The 15,886-nt window shown below is 75.4% G+C and carries 13 protein-coding genes; 8 read left to right on the forward strand and 5 right to left on the reverse strand.

Translation table 11 applies throughout. The features are described from left to right. The first annotated feature begins 626 nt into the window (after positions 1-626). Together ACH4B3_RS32780 and ACH4B3_RS32785 are read left to right on the forward strand one after the other, a co-directional pair. The gene (locus tag ACH4B3_RS32780; RefSeq protein WP_398469173.1) at positions 627-1,220 is read left to right on the forward strand and encodes an RICIN domain-containing protein; all 594 of its coding nucleotides are present in this window, start codon (positions 627-629) and stop codon (positions 1,218-1,220) included. Positions 1,221-1,366: 146 nt separating this feature from the next. Continuing rightward, on the forward strand, positions 1,367-1,672 hold the full coding sequence (locus tag ACH4B3_RS32785; RefSeq protein ID WP_398469175.1) for a hypothetical protein: 306 nt from the start codon (positions 1,367-1,369) through the stop codon (positions 1,670-1,672). A gap of 27 nt (positions 1,673-1,699) precedes the next feature. Here ACH4B3_RS32785 and ACH4B3_RS32790 read toward each other — a convergent pair whose 3' ends face one another. Next, on the reverse strand, positions 1,700-1,936 hold the full coding sequence (locus ACH4B3_RS32790) for a hypothetical protein (protein WP_398469177.1): 237 nt from the start codon (positions 1,934-1,936) through the stop codon (positions 1,700-1,702). A gap of 13 nt (positions 1,937-1,949) precedes the next feature. Between ACH4B3_RS32790 and ACH4B3_RS32795 the strand changes: the two genes are divergently transcribed. Next, positions 1,950-3,857, forward strand: a complete 1,908-nt coding sequence (locus ACH4B3_RS32795; RefSeq protein ID WP_398469179.1) for a propionyl-CoA synthetase — start codon at positions 1,950-1,952, stop codon at positions 3,855-3,857. A gap of 96 nt (positions 3,858-3,953) precedes the next feature. On the opposite strand, the gene ACH4B3_RS32800 is transcribed toward ACH4B3_RS32795, so the two are convergent. Continuing rightward, positions 3,954-5,402 (reverse strand): FAD-binding oxidoreductase, encoded by a 1,449-nt coding sequence (locus ACH4B3_RS32800; protein WP_398469181.1) that lies wholly within the window; start codon positions 5,400-5,402, stop codon positions 3,954-3,956. 175 nt (positions 5,403-5,577) lie between these two features. Here ACH4B3_RS32800 and ACH4B3_RS32805 point away from each other — a divergent pair, with 175 nt between their 5' ends. Next, positions 5,578-6,618, forward strand: a complete 1,041-nt coding sequence (locus tag ACH4B3_RS32805; protein WP_398469183.1) for a helix-turn-helix transcriptional regulator — start codon at positions 5,578-5,580, stop codon at positions 6,616-6,618. 82 nt (positions 6,619-6,700) lie between these two features. Here ACH4B3_RS32805 and ACH4B3_RS32810 read toward each other — a convergent pair whose 3' ends face one another. Then, entirely contained in the window at positions 6,701-8,785 is a 2,085-nt protein-coding gene (locus ACH4B3_RS32810; RefSeq protein ID WP_398469185.1) for a neutral/alkaline non-lysosomal ceramidase N-terminal domain-containing protein, read from the reverse strand. A gap of 287 nt (positions 8,786-9,072) precedes the next feature. Then, positions 9,073-10,398 (reverse strand): 6-phospho-beta-glucosidase, encoded by a 1,326-nt coding sequence (locus tag ACH4B3_RS32815; protein ID WP_398469187.1) that lies wholly within the window; start codon positions 10,396-10,398, stop codon positions 9,073-9,075. A gap of 325 nt (positions 10,399-10,723) precedes the next feature. Here ACH4B3_RS32815 and ACH4B3_RS32820 point away from each other — a divergent pair, with 325 nt between their 5' ends. Continuing rightward, a complete protein-coding gene (locus ACH4B3_RS32820) occupies positions 10,724-12,952 on the forward strand; it encodes a SpoIIE family protein phosphatase (protein WP_398469189.1) in 2,229 nt (742 codons plus the stop codon). Here ACH4B3_RS32820 and ACH4B3_RS32825 read toward each other — a convergent pair. Next, entirely contained in the window at positions 12,894-13,775 is an 882-nt protein-coding gene (locus tag ACH4B3_RS32825; RefSeq protein ID WP_398469191.1) for a helix-turn-helix domain-containing protein, read from the reverse strand. The genes ACH4B3_RS32820 and ACH4B3_RS32825 overlap by 59 nt on opposite strands. 41 nt (positions 13,776-13,816) lie before the next feature. Here ACH4B3_RS32825 and ACH4B3_RS32830 point away from each other — a divergent pair, with 41 nt between their 5' ends. The 3 genes from ACH4B3_RS32830 (at position 13,817) to ACH4B3_RS32840 (ending at position 15,764) form a co-directional block, all read left to right on the forward strand. Then, a complete protein-coding gene (locus ACH4B3_RS32830; protein WP_398469193.1) occupies positions 13,817-14,602 on the forward strand; it encodes a phytanoyl-CoA dioxygenase family protein in 786 nt (261 codons plus the stop codon). Between the two features lie 315 nt (positions 14,603-14,917). Beyond that, on the forward strand, positions 14,918-15,337 hold the full coding sequence (locus ACH4B3_RS32835) for a helix-turn-helix domain-containing protein (protein ID WP_398469195.1): 420 nt from the start codon (positions 14,918-14,920) through the stop codon (positions 15,335-15,337). 10 nt (positions 15,338-15,347) lie between these two features. Continuing rightward, the gene (locus ACH4B3_RS32840) at positions 15,348-15,764 is read left to right on the forward strand and encodes a VOC family protein (protein ID WP_398469197.1); all 417 of its coding nucleotides are present in this window, start codon (positions 15,348-15,350) and stop codon (positions 15,762-15,764) included. The last annotated feature ends 122 nt before the right edge of the window (positions 15,765-15,886 follow it).

Below are 15,886 nucleotides of genomic sequence, written 5' to 3' on the forward strand. Positions count from 1 at the left end.
ACACCGCCGGCCGGCGCGGTGCGGCGGGCCCGCCGCACCCGGCGGCGTGCGGGCCGGGCCCATGCGTCGGCGCGGAGGGATCCGGTGCCGGCGGGAGCCGGTGGTCACGCACCGCCGCCGTCCGGACGCGCGACGCGCCGCCCGGTCGGCGGCGGACTGCACCGTCCCCCCGGCGCGCGTCCGGCGGCGCGTACGTCACGGGTTTTCCACGTATCCGTACCGGGTCCGTATCGGGGAGCCCGGGGCCGGTGGCGTCGATGGCCCGGAATCCGGCCGGAGCAGCCGCCGGAGCATGGCCTGGAATCCCGCCGGAGCAGCCGCCGGAACCGGGTCCGGCGGCGGGCCGCGGCGCCGGGCGGGCCGGGGTGCGGGCCGGAAAGCGCAAGGCCGCCGACGGCAAATGAAACAATATGTTCCGGACAATCGAATAAAGCCCGTTGCTGTTCCCGGTGTGAATATGTGAGCCTCGACGAGGCGCCTGGGAATTCCGAGGCGACCGAAGAAGTGCCGGAACCGGCCGACCGGTGAACTCCAGTAGAACCACACATGTCGAAAAGATTGCGCACGGCCATCCCGTTTGATTTTCCACGGGCTACCCGGAGCAATTCCGAATCGGAGGAGAGAACATGCGTGATGTCCATGAGGAAGGCACCCGAAAGGCCGGCCGCCGGGGCGGGACCGGGGTCGGGAGTGGCCGCCGAGCGGCGGGCCGCATCCTCGGCGCGGTGTGCGCGGCGGGTGCGCTGACCTTCGCCCTGCCGGTCGCGGCGTCCGCCGCCACCATGGAAACCCCTGGTCAGCAGCGCGGTGCCGCGGCGACCTACTGGTCGTTCGACAACGCGGTCCGCGGCTGCCTCACCGGTGGCAACAGCGATGTCGCCTTCGAGACCGTCTGCAGCGGGACCAGTCAGTACCAGGACTGGTACTGGACCGGTCCGCAGCACGACATGCTCGCCAATCGGGCCACCGGAAAGTGTCTGGCCACGGACTACGAGTCCGGCACCCCGGAGAAGGCGAACGCGGTCTGGACTTCCGCGTGCAATGACAACGCCCGGGGTCAGCACTGGGAATTCGTCTACGCCTCCGGAAACGTGGGCACGCTGCGCTCCGCTTACCCGACCTATCTCCGGACTTCGCCGGGCACCGGCCAGGCGGTCTACACCGACTACAGCTCGCAGACCGGAAACGACTACTACGCCTGGTCGACCAGCCTCGACTGACCACCCGCCCGACGGGCTCCGCCACCGGCCGGGCGGCGGAGCCCGTCGGCATGTCCGGGTCCGCCGCCGCGGCCGTGGACGCGCCGACCTCGCGGTTACCGGTACAGTGCGCCCCGCACACTGCACGCCACCACCAAGGGGGACCCATGCGCGCCATGCCCATCGCAGCCATAGCTGCAGCTCTCGTGCTGTCGCTGAGCGCCTGTAGCGACGATTCCGAGGGAGACGCCGCGGCCTGCAAGAAGGCCATCGCGGAGCAGATGAAGGCCGGCGCCGAGGGGAGCAAGGACAAGCCCGCCTCCTGCAAGGGCCTCGACGACAAGACGCTGGAGCGCCTCTTCAAGGAGGTCATCAGCGACAGCGTCAAGGACATCAAGGTGCCCACGCCCGAGGTTCCGACGCCCGACATCGACGTTCCCACCCCGGACCTCGACCTGCCCGAGGTTCCCTGACCGACCGCGGGCGCCCGTGACGGCACGTCACGGGCGCCCCGAGCCGTCGGCCTCCGAGCCGTCGGCCTCCGAGCCGTCGGCCTCCGAGCCGTCGGCCTCCGAGCCGTCGGCCTCCGAGCCGTCGGCCTCCGAGCCGTCGGCCTCCGCGCCGTCGGCCTCCGCGCCCGCGGTCCGCGCCGAGTGTGCCGCCCGCCCCGCCAGGGGAGTTGAGCCATCATGAGAGCCCGCGGCGAGAGCGCCCGCGGCTCGGACGATCTCGACCACGGGAGGCCCGTACATGGGCGCGTATGCCGAAACCCACCGCCGCAGCGTGACCGACCCCGACGAGTTCTGGCTGGAGGCGGCCAAGGCCGTCGACTGGACCCGGCAGCCCACCCGCGCCCTGGACTCCGCGGCCGCGCCGCTGTACCGCTGGTTTCCCGACGGTGAACTGAACACCTGCCACAACGCCCTGGACCGGCACGTGGTGGCCGGTCACGGCGACCGGACCGCGCTGATCTGGGACTCCGCGGTGACCGGCACCCGACGCCACTACAGCTACCGCGGGCTGCGCGACGAGGTGGCCCGCTTCGCCGGAGCGCTGCGGGGACTCGGGGTGACCAAGGGCGACCGGGTGGTCGTCTACATGCCGATGGTGCCGGAAGCGGTCGTCGCGATGCTGGCCTGTGCCCGCATCGGCGCGGTGCACTCGGTGGTGTTCGGCGGTTTCGCGCCCAAGGAGCTGGCGGCGCGCATCGACGACGCCCGTCCCCGGGTGATCGTCGCCGCCTCCTGCGGCATCGAGCCGTCCCGGACCGTCGAGTACAAGCCGATCATCGACGCGGCCCTGGAGATGGCCGGACACCAGCCGGACACCGTCGTGGTGCTGCAACGCGAGGCCGCCCCGGCCGTCCTCGGCCCGCGCGACCGCGACTGGCAGGACCTGCTGGCGGACGCCGTCCCGGCCGACCCGGTACCGGTGGCGGCGACCGACCCGCTGTACATCCTCTACACCTCCGGCACCACCGGGAAGCCCAAGGGCGTGGTGCGCGACAACGGCGGTCACGCCGTCGCCCTCGCCTGGTCGATGGGTGCCGTCTACGACGTCGGGCCGGGCGACGTGTGGTGGACCGCCTCCGACGTCGGCTGGGTCGTCGGCCACTCCTACATCGTCTACGGCCCGTTGCTGACCGGGGCGACCACCGTGCTCTACGAGGGCAAGCCGGTCGGCACCCCGGACGCCGGTGCCTTCTGGCGGGTGATCGCCGAGCACCGGGTCAAGGCGCTGTTCACCGCCCCGACCGCGCTGCGCGCCATCAAGCGGCTCGACCCCCGGGCCGGCGAGACCGCCAAGTACGACCTGTCCTGCTTCGGCACGCTCTTCCTCGCCGGGGAGCGGCTGGACCCCGAGACCTACCACTGGGCGCACCGCAGCCTCGGCGTCCCGGTGATCGACCACTGGTGGCAGACCGAGACCGGCTGGCCGATCGCCGCCAACCCGCGCGGCCTGGAACCGCTGCCGGTCAAGCCCGGATCGGCGACCGTGCCCGTACCCGGGTACGACGTACGGATCCTCGACCCCGAGGGCGAGCCGCTCCCGGCCGGCACCGAGGGCGCGATCGCCATCCGGCTGCCCCTGCCGCCCGGCACCCTGCCCACCCTGTGGGGCGACGACGCCCGCTACACCGAGGCGTACCTCTCCCGCTTCCCCGGGCACTACCTGACCGGCGACTCGGGCTACCTCGACGAGGACGGCTACCTGTTCGTGATGGGCCGCACCGACGACGTGATCAACGTGGCCGGGCACCGGCTGTCCACCGGCGCCATGGAGGCCGTGCTCGCCGCGCACCCCGCGGTCGCCGAATGCGCGGTCATCGGGGTGCGGGACGCCCTCAAGGGGCAGTTGCCGCGCGGCCTGGTGGTACTCAAGGCCGGCGCGGACATCGACGAGGCCACGCTCCGCGCCGAACTGGTGGCGGCGGTGCGCCGGGACATCGGACCGGTGGCCGCGTTCCGCCAGGTCTCGGTCGTCGACGCGCTGCCCAAGACCCGCTCGGGGAAGATCCTGCGCAAGACGATGCGCTCCATCGCCGAGGGGCGCGACGAACCCGCCCCCTCCACCATCGAGGACGCCGAGGTGCTGGAGGCGCTGCGCCCGGTGCTGCGCACGGACCCCCGGCCTGACCCCGGCCTGACCCCGGCCTGACCCCGGCCGGGCCGGGGCCCGGGCCCCGCGCGGCGGCGCCCGGCCCGCGGCCGCCGGCCGGGCGCGCGGGCCGCGGGCGGCCGTGCCGCCGCGCCGTCAGCCGGCCGGTGGCACGCGGTAGGTGAGCCGGAAGGTGCCCGCCGGGTCGTACCGCTCCTTGAGTTCGGTCAGCCGGCGCAGGTCCGCGGGCTCGTAGAGGCCGCGCGCGGCTGCCCCGGCGCCGTCTCCGGGCTCCGCGTCGTCAGGGCCGCCGACCCCGTAGAGGAAGTTCAGCGACCGGCCGACGGTCGCCGGTGCCACCGCCCGGAACACCTGGCGCTGCACGGCGCGCAGTTCCGCCACCCCGCCCTCGCCCGGAATCGCCAGGGCGCTCAGCAGATAGCGCGCGTCACGGTGCCCCACGGCGTTCGGCACCGCCGGCGGGCGGCCGAGCGCGCCCCCCAGATGGCGCACCTGGAGCACGCAGCGGATCCGCGCGCCCGGCCCGGTCAGCGCCAGCACCTCGCGCAGCTGACCCGCGTCCAGTTCGCGCAGCAGCGCGTTGTCGCCCCGGTAGGGGTGGGGCCGGGTCGGATCGGTGTAGATGGTGTGGGACTCGCTGTACGGCATGTCGCGCAGGTCGTCCAGCAGCCGGGGGCCGAGCGCGCGCAGCGGGGCGACCAGCCGCTCGCCCTCCGCCGGGTCACCGGTGTAGGCGATCCGGACGTGCGCCGTGTAGCGGCCCCGGAACGGTTCGGGGACCTCGGGATCGTCCGGGAACGCGAGCAGGCCCACCGACGAGGACAGCTCCTCCGGCACGGTCCGGGTCCAGCGGGCGTAGGCGCCCAGCACGTCCTCCGGCAGCGGCGCGTCGAAGACCAGCCGGCCGCCGTAGACCCGGGACACCGGGAAGAGGTCCACCTCCATCGCCGTCACCACGCCGAAGTTGGCCGCCCCGCCGCGCAGCGCCCAGAACAGGTCGGGCTCCTGGTCCGGGGTCACCGTCCGCAGCCGGGCGTCCGCGGTGACCACCTCGATCCGGCGGACATGGTCGGCGGCGTAGCCGAACCGGCGGGACAGCAGCCCCAGTCCGCCGCCCAGGGTGTAGGAGACCGCCCCGACGTGCGGTGCCGAGCCGCTCAGCGGGGCCAGCCCGTGCCCGGCCGCCTCGGGCACGATCTGCTCCCAGCGCACCCCGGCCTCGAACCGTACGGTGCGGTTCCGCGCGTCCACCCGGACCCCGGTCATCCGGCGGGTGCTGATCAGGACGCCGTCCGCCGCGGCGGCGGGCAGGCCGTGCCCGGTGGCCTGGACGCCCACCGGCAGTCCCTGCGCGACGGCGAAGGCGACGGCGGCCCGGACGTCGGCGGCCCCGCGGGCCCCGACGATCACCGCCGGTTCGTGCCGCAGCCCCGTCTGGAAGCCGGAGCGTTCGCTGTCGTAGCCCTCCTCCCCGGGCCGGAACACCGGCCCGGCCACCCGGCCGGCGAGGTCCGCGACGGCCGCGGCGAAGCCGTCGGCGGCGGGGCGGGCGGGGGGTGCGGTCGGCTCTGCTCGGTTCGTCAACGTCTCATCCTCCGTGGTGGTGCCGGATTGCCGCACGCAGGCCGGCGGAGCCCGGAGGGCGCCGTCGGCGTGCTCACGAGGACGAGGCTCCCGCCCTAATATGACAACTGCCGTCAAGTTTTCCGCAGACCCTCCGGGGCGCGGTAGTGCGGCGGGGTCCGGCAGTGTGTGCGAGGTGAAATCCGACCGTCTCCTGTCGATCCTGCTGCTCCTGCAGACCCGCGGCCGGGTCCCGGCCGCCGAACTCGCCGAGCGCCTGGAGGTCTCGCCGCGCACCATCTACCGTGACGTCGAAGCGCTGTCGGCGGCCGGGGTGCCGGTCTACTCCGAGCGCGGGCGGCACGGCGGCATCGCGCTGCTGCCGGGCTTCCGCACCGATGTCACCGGGCTGACCGCCGACGAGGCGCGGGCGCTGTTCGTCCTGACCGCCCAGGGCGCGCACCGGGCCCTGGGACTCGACGGGGCGCTGGACTCGGCGCTGCGCAAGGTGATGGCCGCGCTGCCGGCCCCGCACCGTCCGGCCGCCGAGACCACCAGCCGCCGCATCCTCGTGGACCCGGACCGCTGGCTCGCCGGACCGCGCCCGGCGGCCGAGGTGGACGTGCTGCACGCCGCGGTCGTCAGCGACCGGCGGCTGCGCATCCGCTACCGGCACAGCGGCGAGACCCGGCCGCGCGGCTACACCGTCGACCCGTACGGGCTGGTGGCCAAGGCCGGGACCTGGTACCTGGTGGCGGACCGGCGCGGGCGGGCCCGGCTGTTCCGGGCGGACCGGATCGCCTCGGCGACCGTCGCGGACGCCCCGGTCCGCCGCCGGCCGGGCGTGGAACTCGCCGACGCCTGGGCGGGCCTGCGCAGCCAGGTGGAGCGGCGCCCCGGCGGCCTGCGGGTGCGGCTCCGGATACGGACGGCCCGGCTGGACGTGTTCGCGCGCATCGTCGGCGGCTGGCTGACCGGCCCGCCGGCCGCGGCGGGGGAGTGGGCGACCGCGGAGCTGGCCTACCCCGAACTCGGCTGGGTCCGGCAGCTGCTGCAGTTCGGCGCGGACCTGGAGGTGCTGGACCCGCCGGAGGTCCGGCGCGAGCTGGCGCGGGTGGCGGCCGAGGTGACCGGAGTGTACGCGCGCGACGCGGGCGCCGGGCCGGAGCCGGATCCCGGGCCGGCGCCGCCCGCGGACCGCCTGCCGGCGGACGGTGGGCGGTCCGCGGGCGGGTGAGCCGGCCGGGCGGCCGCCGGCCCGTGCCCGTCCCCCGGCCGGGGCGGGGATCCGCCGGCCGGGCGCCGCCGCGGGTGACGGCTCAGTGCACGGTGAAGGTGCGTGAGGTGCCGGTGAACGGCGTCACCCCACCGGTCAGCCCCTTGGCGTCGCCGTGGTAGCGGACGCGGTAGTGCCCGGCCGGGACGCCGGGCGGGACGTCCCAGGACACGGTGACCCGGGACGCGGCGAGACCGTCCCGCTCCCAGCGGAAGGCGGTGGACCAGTCGCCGTCGTCGGCCACCGTGCGCCACTCCTCGCCCACCCGGCGCTGGATCTCCAGGTACGTGCCGCCCCGGTGCAGGTCGTTGCCGGGGTGGGCACCGGCGAACACCGCCTCCGCCCGCTCCCCGGTCCGGTAGGTCTCCCGGGGCTCCGTCAGCACGTCGCCGAACCGCCGGAACGGGGGTGGCGCGTCGAGGACCACTCCGGGCTGGAGGGCGAGCTGCCGACCCGACAGGTCCGGCGCCTTCGGTCCCGGGGGCGGCTGCCTGCCGTCGCGCATGGCTTCGGCCAGCTCCGCGACGGTCTGCTGCAGCGCGGGCAGCTGCCAGCGGCCGAACAGGGTGCTGCCGCCCTCGTACTGCTGCGCGTCGTACTCCTCGGGGGTGGTGACGTAGTGGAAGTAGGAGTTGGCGTAGCCGGCGACCAGGACGTCGTCCAGCGCGGCCCCGGTGATCGCGGCGACGGTCCGGCGCAGGCGCAGTCCGGCGGCGATGGTGACCTCGCCGGGGATGCCGATCAGATGGAGGCCGCCGATCCGGACCAGCTGGACCGGCACCCGCTCCTGCACCCACGGGTAGATCCGGTTCAGCTCGCCGATCGGCACGAACACGTCCTTCGGCGCCTGGGCTTCCCGCAGTTCCGGCGAAACGGTGTAGACCAGGGAGTCGGAGACCAGGTCCCAGAACGGGTTCTCGCCCTCCTGGAAGCCGGGGAAGGCCGGGCCGTCCTCCATGCTGCCGGCCGCCATGGAGGCCCCGATGCACGGAGTGGAGGTGGTGTGGCTGCGTCCGTCGCCGGTGAACTCCGGCCGCACCGTCACATCGGACAGATCGACGTAGACCAGCCGGGAGTCCACGCCGCCGGTCAGCCGCCGGCCGGGCTGCCCGAGCTGCCGGGCGGCGGCCTCGTACTGCTTGAGGCCGCAGGCCCGGGTGCGGGCGAAGTCCTCGGGGGTGGTCGGCGGCCGGAGGTCGAGGTTGGGGGACATGTCCCCGGCGTTGGTCTGGGCGAACGCGGAGACGAACGCGGGCGACCCGCCGGCGAGGTAGTCCACCCGCTCGACCTCGCGCTCCCAGTGGTAGGCCGCGTACCCCTTGTTGTCCGCGCTGACCAGACGGTTGTCGCCGGACATGCTGGTGCCGTGGGTGGCGAACCAGTTGACCGCGCCGACCGGCCGCCCGTCCCGCTCGACGCGCAGCACGGTGGTGTGCGGGTCGATGGCGTCCGGGAAGTGCCGCTTGATGTCGTCCGGGTTGCGGTCGAAGGCGGTGCGCGACCGGTTGACGCTGGCGTCCTTCAACTCGCCGTGGGTGAGCACCAGATCGGCCGGTGCCAGGTCCTCGTGGGCGCGCCGGGCGGCTTCCACCAGCCCGTCGGTGACCGCCTCGAAGGTCTGCCGGTGGAACCCGAAGGTGGTCGTGTTGTAGAGGAAGTGGTGCGAGTGGCCACCGGGTCCGGCGTGCGTGTGGGTGGCGGTGATCAGTACGTTCCGCTCGGTGTACAGGTCGCCGTAGTGGTCGGCGAGGCGCTGGAGGACGGCCTGGTGCACACTCTCGAAGATCATCGGGGAGTCGGCGACGATCAGCATCACCCGGTCGCCGCCGGCCCGGTCGACCACGGCGAACGCCCGCGCGCGCAGCCGGGTGTGCAGGCCCGCCGCCTGCTGGTCGAACCGGCCGTAGCCCATCAGCCCGACCTCGGCCACCTCGCCGGTGGCGTCCGCCAGGCCGCGGCCGACGAGGTATCCCCCGGTCGCCGCGGAGCCGGTAGCGGCGGTCCCGGGCTCCGCGGCGGCCGCCCGGCCCTGCCCGGTGGCGGAGTGGGCCGCGGCGGCCCCGAGACCGGCGAGCGCGGTGGTGCGCAGGACGGTGCGCCTGCTCCGGAGGGGAGGTTCCGTGGTCATGGGCGTCTCCTGGGCGGTGGGGGGAGGGGCGTCCCGGTGGTCGGCACGGGAGGGCGCCGCGACCGGAGGCACGGCGCCGCACGGAAACGTGAGTGGGATTCAGGTTCCGTATTCGTACCGTGTGGCGCAGGTCACCCGCAAGGCCCCGGTGCCGAACCGGTTCCCCCGATGCCGGGCCCCGCGCCGCCCAGGCCGCCCGGCCACCGACCGCCCGGCCACCGACCGCCCGGCCACCGACCGCTCGCGCCGGCCGGGGCAGGCGGCTACCGGCCGGAAGCGCCGCCCGGCTACCGGCCGTCCGCCGCCGCGCGCAGGATCCGGTCCGCCGCGTTCACCGAGTCCACCAGCGGATGGAGCGCCAGCGCCCGCAGCGCCGCTCCCCGCTCCCCGCTCTCCGCCGCCTCGATGGCGGCCCGCTCCACCGCCTTGAGCGAGAGCATCAGGCCCAGCTGGTCCGGCGCGACCGGACCGGTGGCCAGCGGACGGGCGCCGCCCGCGTCCACCAGGCACGGCACCTCCACCACCGCGTCGTCGTCCAGGCCCGGCACCGCCGAGCGGTTGGCCACGTTCAGGATCAGCGTCGTCCGCTCGTCGCGGGCCAGGGCACGCATCAGGGCCAGCGCCACCCGGTCGTACCCGCCGCCGTCCAGATCGCAGGAGTCCCGCTCCCAGCCCCCGGTGGCCGCCCGGCTCTCCGCCAGGTAGGTCGCCTCGCGCTCCAGCCGGGTCCGCTCCCAGGCCGCGAGGGCGTCCTCGGGCCGAGCGGCGGCCGCCGAGTAGAAACCGGCCTGCTGGTCGCGGAGGAACTCCCCCCGGGTGGTCGCCGCCGAACGGATCGACGCGACCGCCTCGCGGTGGAAGTAGTAGTAGTGCAGATACTCGTTGGGCACGGCGCCCAGGGTCCGCAGCCACTCCGCCCCGAACAGCCTGCCCTCCTCGAAGGACGTCAGCGCGCCGGGGTCGGCGAGCAGCTCCGGCAGCCGGTCGCGGCCGCCGACGGTCAGACCGCGCAGCCAGCCCAGGTGGTTGAGGCCGACGTAGTCGTAGCTCGCCCGGTCGGGGTCCGCGCCCAGCGCCCGGGCGGCCCGGCGGCACAGCCCGACCGGCGAGTCGCAGATGCCGATCACCCTGTCGCCCAGTACCCGCCGCATCGCCTCGGTGACCATCCCGGCCGGGTTGGTGAAGTTGATGACCCAGGCGTCCGGGGCCACCGCGGCGATCCGCTCCGCGGTCCGCACGGCCACCGGCAGTGTCCGCAGGCCGTACAGCACACCGCCCGCGCCGACCGTCTCCTGGCCGAGCAGGCCCTCCGCGAGCGGGACGCGCTCGTCGCGGGTGCGGCCCTCCAGCCCGCCGACCCGCATGGCGGAGAAGACGAAGTCCGCGCCCCGCAACGCCTCGTCGAGGTCGGTGGTGGCGCGTACCGCCGGGGCGCCGGCGCGGCCGGCCGCCTGCTGGGCGAGCACCGCGCCGATCGCGTCCAGGCGCCGGCGGTCGGTGTCGTACAGCACCATCTCGGTGCAGCGGCCCGCCCGGTCCCCGGGGTCGTCGAGGAGCGCCCGGTACACCAACGGCGTGCGGAACCCGCCACCGCCCAGCACGGTCAGCCTCATCCCGTCTCCCACCTCCGTGTCGGTCGCCCCGAGAGGCGCGGCGAGCGGACCGGGGGCCCGCCCGGCGCGGCCGCTCGCGGCACGTCAGCAACCTACTCCCCGCACCGCCCCGGCGGCGGCCGGGGGCACGGCCGCCGGGCGGGCGGCCGTGCCCGTCCGCGCCGCCGCCCGGTGGACGGCACCGGGCCGGGCCGGGGACGTTCCGTGGCCGGGCGCCCCCGACCGGTGAGCGGCCCGGCCGGACGGCCCTGCCCGTGCGACGGGCCGGGCCCAGCGCGGTCCGCGTCGCATCGAAAAATCGGGCAAACAGTGGCACAGTAGGGCCATGGCTGAACGGCGAGCGACGTCAGCCGCCGCGTCGGTGCCGGACGACTGGCCCGCCCGCCCGGAATTGAGCCTGGCCCTGAACGGCATCGGCTGGTTCGACTGGGATCTCGACCGCGGCCTGATGTACGTGGCCCCGTCGGGCCTCCGGGTGCTCGGCATCACCCCCGAGGAGTACGACGGGCAGCCCGGCTCGCTCGGCCGCCACCTCCCGGCCACCGAGGTCGCCCGTCTGGACGCCCGGATCTCCCAGGCCCTGAAGAACGGCAGCGGCGGGTACAGCGCGTACGTCCGGGTCCGCCGCGGCGAGGGCGCCGAGGTCTGGGCGCACACCCAGGGCAGCATCCAGCGCGACGGCCAGGGCCGGCCGCACCGCATCATCGGCATCTTCCGGGAGGCCACCCAGGAGCTGGTGGACCCGCTCCAGCGGGCCGACCTGTACGAGGAGCGGCTGCGCCAGACCAGCGTGGTGGAACGGGTCACCGCGATCCTGGCGCACGCCCGGACCGTCTCCGACGTCATCGACGTGCTGGAGGACGCCGAGGCGCTCGGCCACCTCGGGCTGGTCAGCGTCATCCTCGGACTCGTCGAGGGAGGCCGCGTCCACATCGTCGCCGAGGGGCAGATCGGCAGCAACGTTCCGGAGTTCGAGTACACCGGCGTCGACGAGCAGTTCCCGATGAGCGAGGTGGTGCGCACCCTCAAGCCGCGCTTCATCGTCACCCGCGAGGAGTTCGCGGAGTGCTACCCGCTGCTGTGGCCGCACATCGCGCCCCTCGACGTGTCCTGCGCCGCCTACCTCCCGCTCATCGCCCAGGGCCGGCCCATCGGCGCCCTCGGCCTCCTCTACACCGGGAAGGAGGGCTTCGGCGCCGAGGACCGGAACCTGATCATCACGCTCGGCACCAGCATCGCCCAGGGGCTGCAGCGGGCCATGCTCTTCGAGCAGGAGCACGACCTCGCCGAGGGGCTCCAGCAGGCGATGCTGCCGCGCCGCATCCCCGCCGTCCCCGGCGCGCACATCGCCGTCCGCTACCGGTCCGCCCGGCTGGGCCGGGACATCGGCGGGGACTGGTACGACGTGATCCCGCTGCCCGGCGGCCGGGTCGGGGTGGTGATCGGCGACGTGCAGGGCCACGACACCCATGCCGCCGCCGTCATGGGACAGCTCCGCATCGTGCTGCGCGCCTACGCCGCGGAAGGCCACACCCCGGCCACCGTGATGGCCCGGGCCTCGGTCTTCCTCCACGAACTGGACACCGACCGCTTCGCCACCTGCGCCTACGCGGAGGTCGACCTGCAAGGGGGTACCGCCCACCTGGTGCGGGCCGGGCACATCGACCCGCTGCTGCGGCACCACGACGGCAGCTGCCGCCGGCTGCCGGTCGCGGGCGGACTGCCGCTGGGGCTGTCGGCCGAGTTCCACCGCCTGGAGTACCCGGTGACCACGGTGGAACTGGGGCCGGGGGAGACCCTGCTGCTGGGCACCGACGGCCTCGTGGAGCGGCCCGGCGCGGACCTCGACGACGGCATCCAGCTGCTCACCCGCGCCATCGAGGAGGGCCCGGAGGACCCCGAGGCACTGGCCGACACGCTGTGCGCGCTCGCCGGGGAGCGCGGCGGCGAGGACGACCTCGCCCTGCTGCTGCTGCGCCGCCGCGGGGGTGAGCGGCCGCAGGCGGCCGGACGGCTGCAGCAGCACGTGACCCCGGGCGACCCGGAAGCCCTGTCCTCGGCCCGGCACATGATCCGGGCCGCGCTGCGGTCGTGGGGCATCGGCCAGCGCGCCGACGACATCGAGCTCGCCGCCGACGAGCTGATGACCAACGCGCTGCTGCACACCGACGGCGGGGCCATCGTCACCGTACGGATGCTGACCGGCGCCGAGCGGCGGCTGCGGATCGACGTCGAGGACACCTCCAGCACCCTCCCCAGGCGCCGCGAACCGGGTGAGTCGGGCGTCTCCGGCCGCGGGCTGATGCTGGTGGACCAGCTGGCCGACGTCTGGGGTGTGGAATCGCGGGGCAGCGGCAAATGCGTGTGGTGCGAGTTCGCCGTCCCGGTGCCCCCGGCCGGGGGCGAGCGCGGCGAAGCCGTGGCGGCCGGCGCGCCGCGCCGCGGTGCCGGCGGGACCGCGGGTGGCGGCGGGACCGCAGGGGACGGGCGGCAGCTCAGCCGCCGCGGTACCGGCGCGGGGAGGCCCCGAAGCGGGCCCGGAACACCCGGCTGAAGTGGAACGGGCTGGCGAACCCGGAGGCCGCGGCGACCTGGCCGACGTCCAGTGCGGTGGTCTCCAGCAGCCGGGCCGCCTGCCGCAGCCGGGCCTCCCGCAGCGCCCGCATCGGGCTGACGCCCGTCCGGGCGGTGAACAGATGGGCGAACCGGGACGGTGACAGCGCGACGGCGGCGGCGAGCGAGGCGACCGTGTGCGGCGCCGCGGGATCGGCGGCGATCAGCGCCTCGGCCCGGCGTACCCGGGCGTCCCCGCCGCCCACGGCCGCGGTGCCCGAGGTGGCGAGCAGCAGCACCCGCTCGACCCCGCCCAGGGCCAGTTCGTGGCCCCCGGGCAGTGCGGCGGCGACCGCGGGCGCCGTCCGCCGGCCCGCCGCGACCGCGGCCGGCGGCGGCCCCTCCCCGGACCACCGGGCGTCGGCATGCAGCCGCCGCAGCGCACCGTCCAGCCAGGGCCGCAGGCCCGGGGCGACCCCCGGGACCAGGTAGCACCCGCGGCCGCGCAGGTAGGGCCGCAGCCACGCCTCCCAGGCCGGGCGCGGCTGGAAGTGCACCCACCAGAAGCACCAGCGGTCCGGGCCGGGTGCCGACCGGTAGTCCTGCGCGCTCCCCGGCCCCAGCACCGCCAGGTCGCCGGGGCCCACGGTGAGGTCGGCGCCGCCCTGCCGGACCCGGCCCGCGCCGCCGTCCGTCCACAGCAGCAGCCAGCTCGGCGCCCCCGCCGGACGGCGCACCGCGTACCCGTGCCCGCGCGAGAAGCGGCCCACCACCAGCGCCTGGGCGGGCGGCGCAGCAGTCACGGGCAGGTTCTCGGACGCCATGGTCATAGCCTGGCACGACCCGCCGTCCCTACCGTCGAGTCATGGACACCTCTCCGTTCCACCGGTCCGGATACGCCCTGGCCCGCGGTCTGCTGCCGGCCGGCGAGGTCCGGGAACTGCTCGCGGAGTTCACCGCCCTGGCCGCGGCCGGACCGCTCCCGGGCCACTTCGAACCGCGGCCGCAGGACCCGGACGGGCCGCGTGACCCGCTCCGGGACCATCCGCGGGTGATGAACCCGCACCTGGTCAGCGCCCTCGCGCTGCGCCACCTGCTCGACCCGCGCCTGGGCCGGGTGGTCGCCGGGTTGCTGGGGGAGGAGCCGGTAGCAGCCCAGAGCATGTTCTACTTCAAGCCGCCCGGCGCCCGCGGCCAGGCGCTCCACCAGGACAACTTCTACCTCAGGGTGGAACCCGGCACCTGTCTGGCCGCCTGGGTCGCGCTGGACCGGGTCGACCGGGCCAACGGCGGTCTGGAGGTGGTGCCGGGCACCCACCGGATGGAGCTGTTCTGCCCCGAGGAGGCGGATCCGGCGACCTACTTCACCCGCGAGTACGTGCCGCCGCCCGCGGGGCTGCGCCGGGTACCGGTCGACATGGAGCCCGGGGACGTGCTGTTCTTCAACGGCAGCCTGGTGCACGGCTCCGAGCCCAACACCACCACCGACCGGTTCCGCCGGTCCTTCATCTGCCACTACGCGCCACGCTCCGCGCGGCGCATCTCCCGGCACTACCGCACCTTCGCCCTCGACGGCACCGAACTCCGGCTGGAGCCGAGCGCAGGCGGCGGCCCGTGCGGCACCGAGACGGACGCCGGGGCCCCGCACTGAGGGCCCACCGAGGGCCTCCCGGCCACGGCGACCAGGTGCGCCCGGCGCGCCCGGCGGCGCGGGGGCCGCTCGCCGGGCGCGCCGGGACCCGGGTGCGGGGAGACGGGCGCCCCGGTAATCCGCTGCCGCCGGCGGTGGCCGCGACCCGCCCGGGCCGTCCTGGCGCACGTCCGGCCGGACGCCGCCCCCGGCGAGCCGCGCCGCCGCGCGCCGGACGGCGCCGGAGGTACCGCCCCGGACCTGCCGCCGGGCGGCGGCCGGGGCGCCGCGCCGGCCCGGCACCGGCGGTGGCAGGCGCTGTGGGATGGTGGTCGGGTGACCCTGGAAGATCTCGTCCGGCTGCGCCGGGCCCGCGACCTGATGGACCGCGACTACGCGGAGCCGCTCGACGTTCCGGCGCTGGCGCGCGTCGCCCTCATGTCACCGGGCCACTTCTCCCGCAGTTTCCGCGCCGCCTTCGGTGAGACGCCGTACAGCTACCTGATGACCCGGCGCGTGGAGCGGGCCAAGGCGCTGCTGCGGCGGGGCGACCTCACCGTGACGGAGGTCTGCTTCGCGGTCGGCTGTACCTCGCTGGGGTCGTTCAGCTCGCGGTTCACCGAACTGGTCGGCGAGAGTCCGAGCGCGTACCGGGCCCGTTCCCACGACGAGGGCGCCGCCGTCCCGGCCTGCATCGCCAAGATCCACACGCGACCGGTCAGGAACGGAGAAGCGGGAACCGCCGGCCGTCCGTAGCGTGGCACGCATGGACATCACGCTTTCCCAGTGCTTCATCGCCGTCGACGACCACGACCAGGCCCTCGCCTTCTACCGCGACGTTCTCGGGCTGGAGGTGCGCAAGGACGTCGGATTCGAGGGAATGCGATGGGTGACTCTCGGCGCCCCGTCGCAGCCCGATGTGGACATCGTGCTCGAACCGCCCCTGGCGGACCCCAACGCCTCGTCCGCCGACCGGGAGGCCATGGCGCAACTGCTGGCGAAGGGCCTGCTGCGCGCGGTCATCTTCGGCACCGACGACTGCGACGCGACCTTCGAGCGGATCCGCGCCGCCGGCGGCGAAGTGCTGCAGGAACCGATCGACCAGCCCTACGGCGTCCGTGACTGCGCCTTCCGCGACCCCGCCGGGAACATGCTGCGCTTCTCCCAGCCGCGCGGGCGGTGAACCCCCGGTCGGGGGGGGGGGGGGGCGCGCGCCGCCCGCCCCCCCCGCCCCCCCCCCCCCCCCCCCCCCCCACCCCCCCCCCCCGCGGGCAGGGGGGCCAAACCCCCCCCCCCCCGACGGAC

Origin of the sequence: Streptomyces sp. NPDC018031 (genome assembly GCF_044327625.1) — a bacterium.
Lineage (GTDB): Bacteria > Actinomycetota > Actinomycetes > Streptomycetales > Streptomycetaceae > Streptomyces.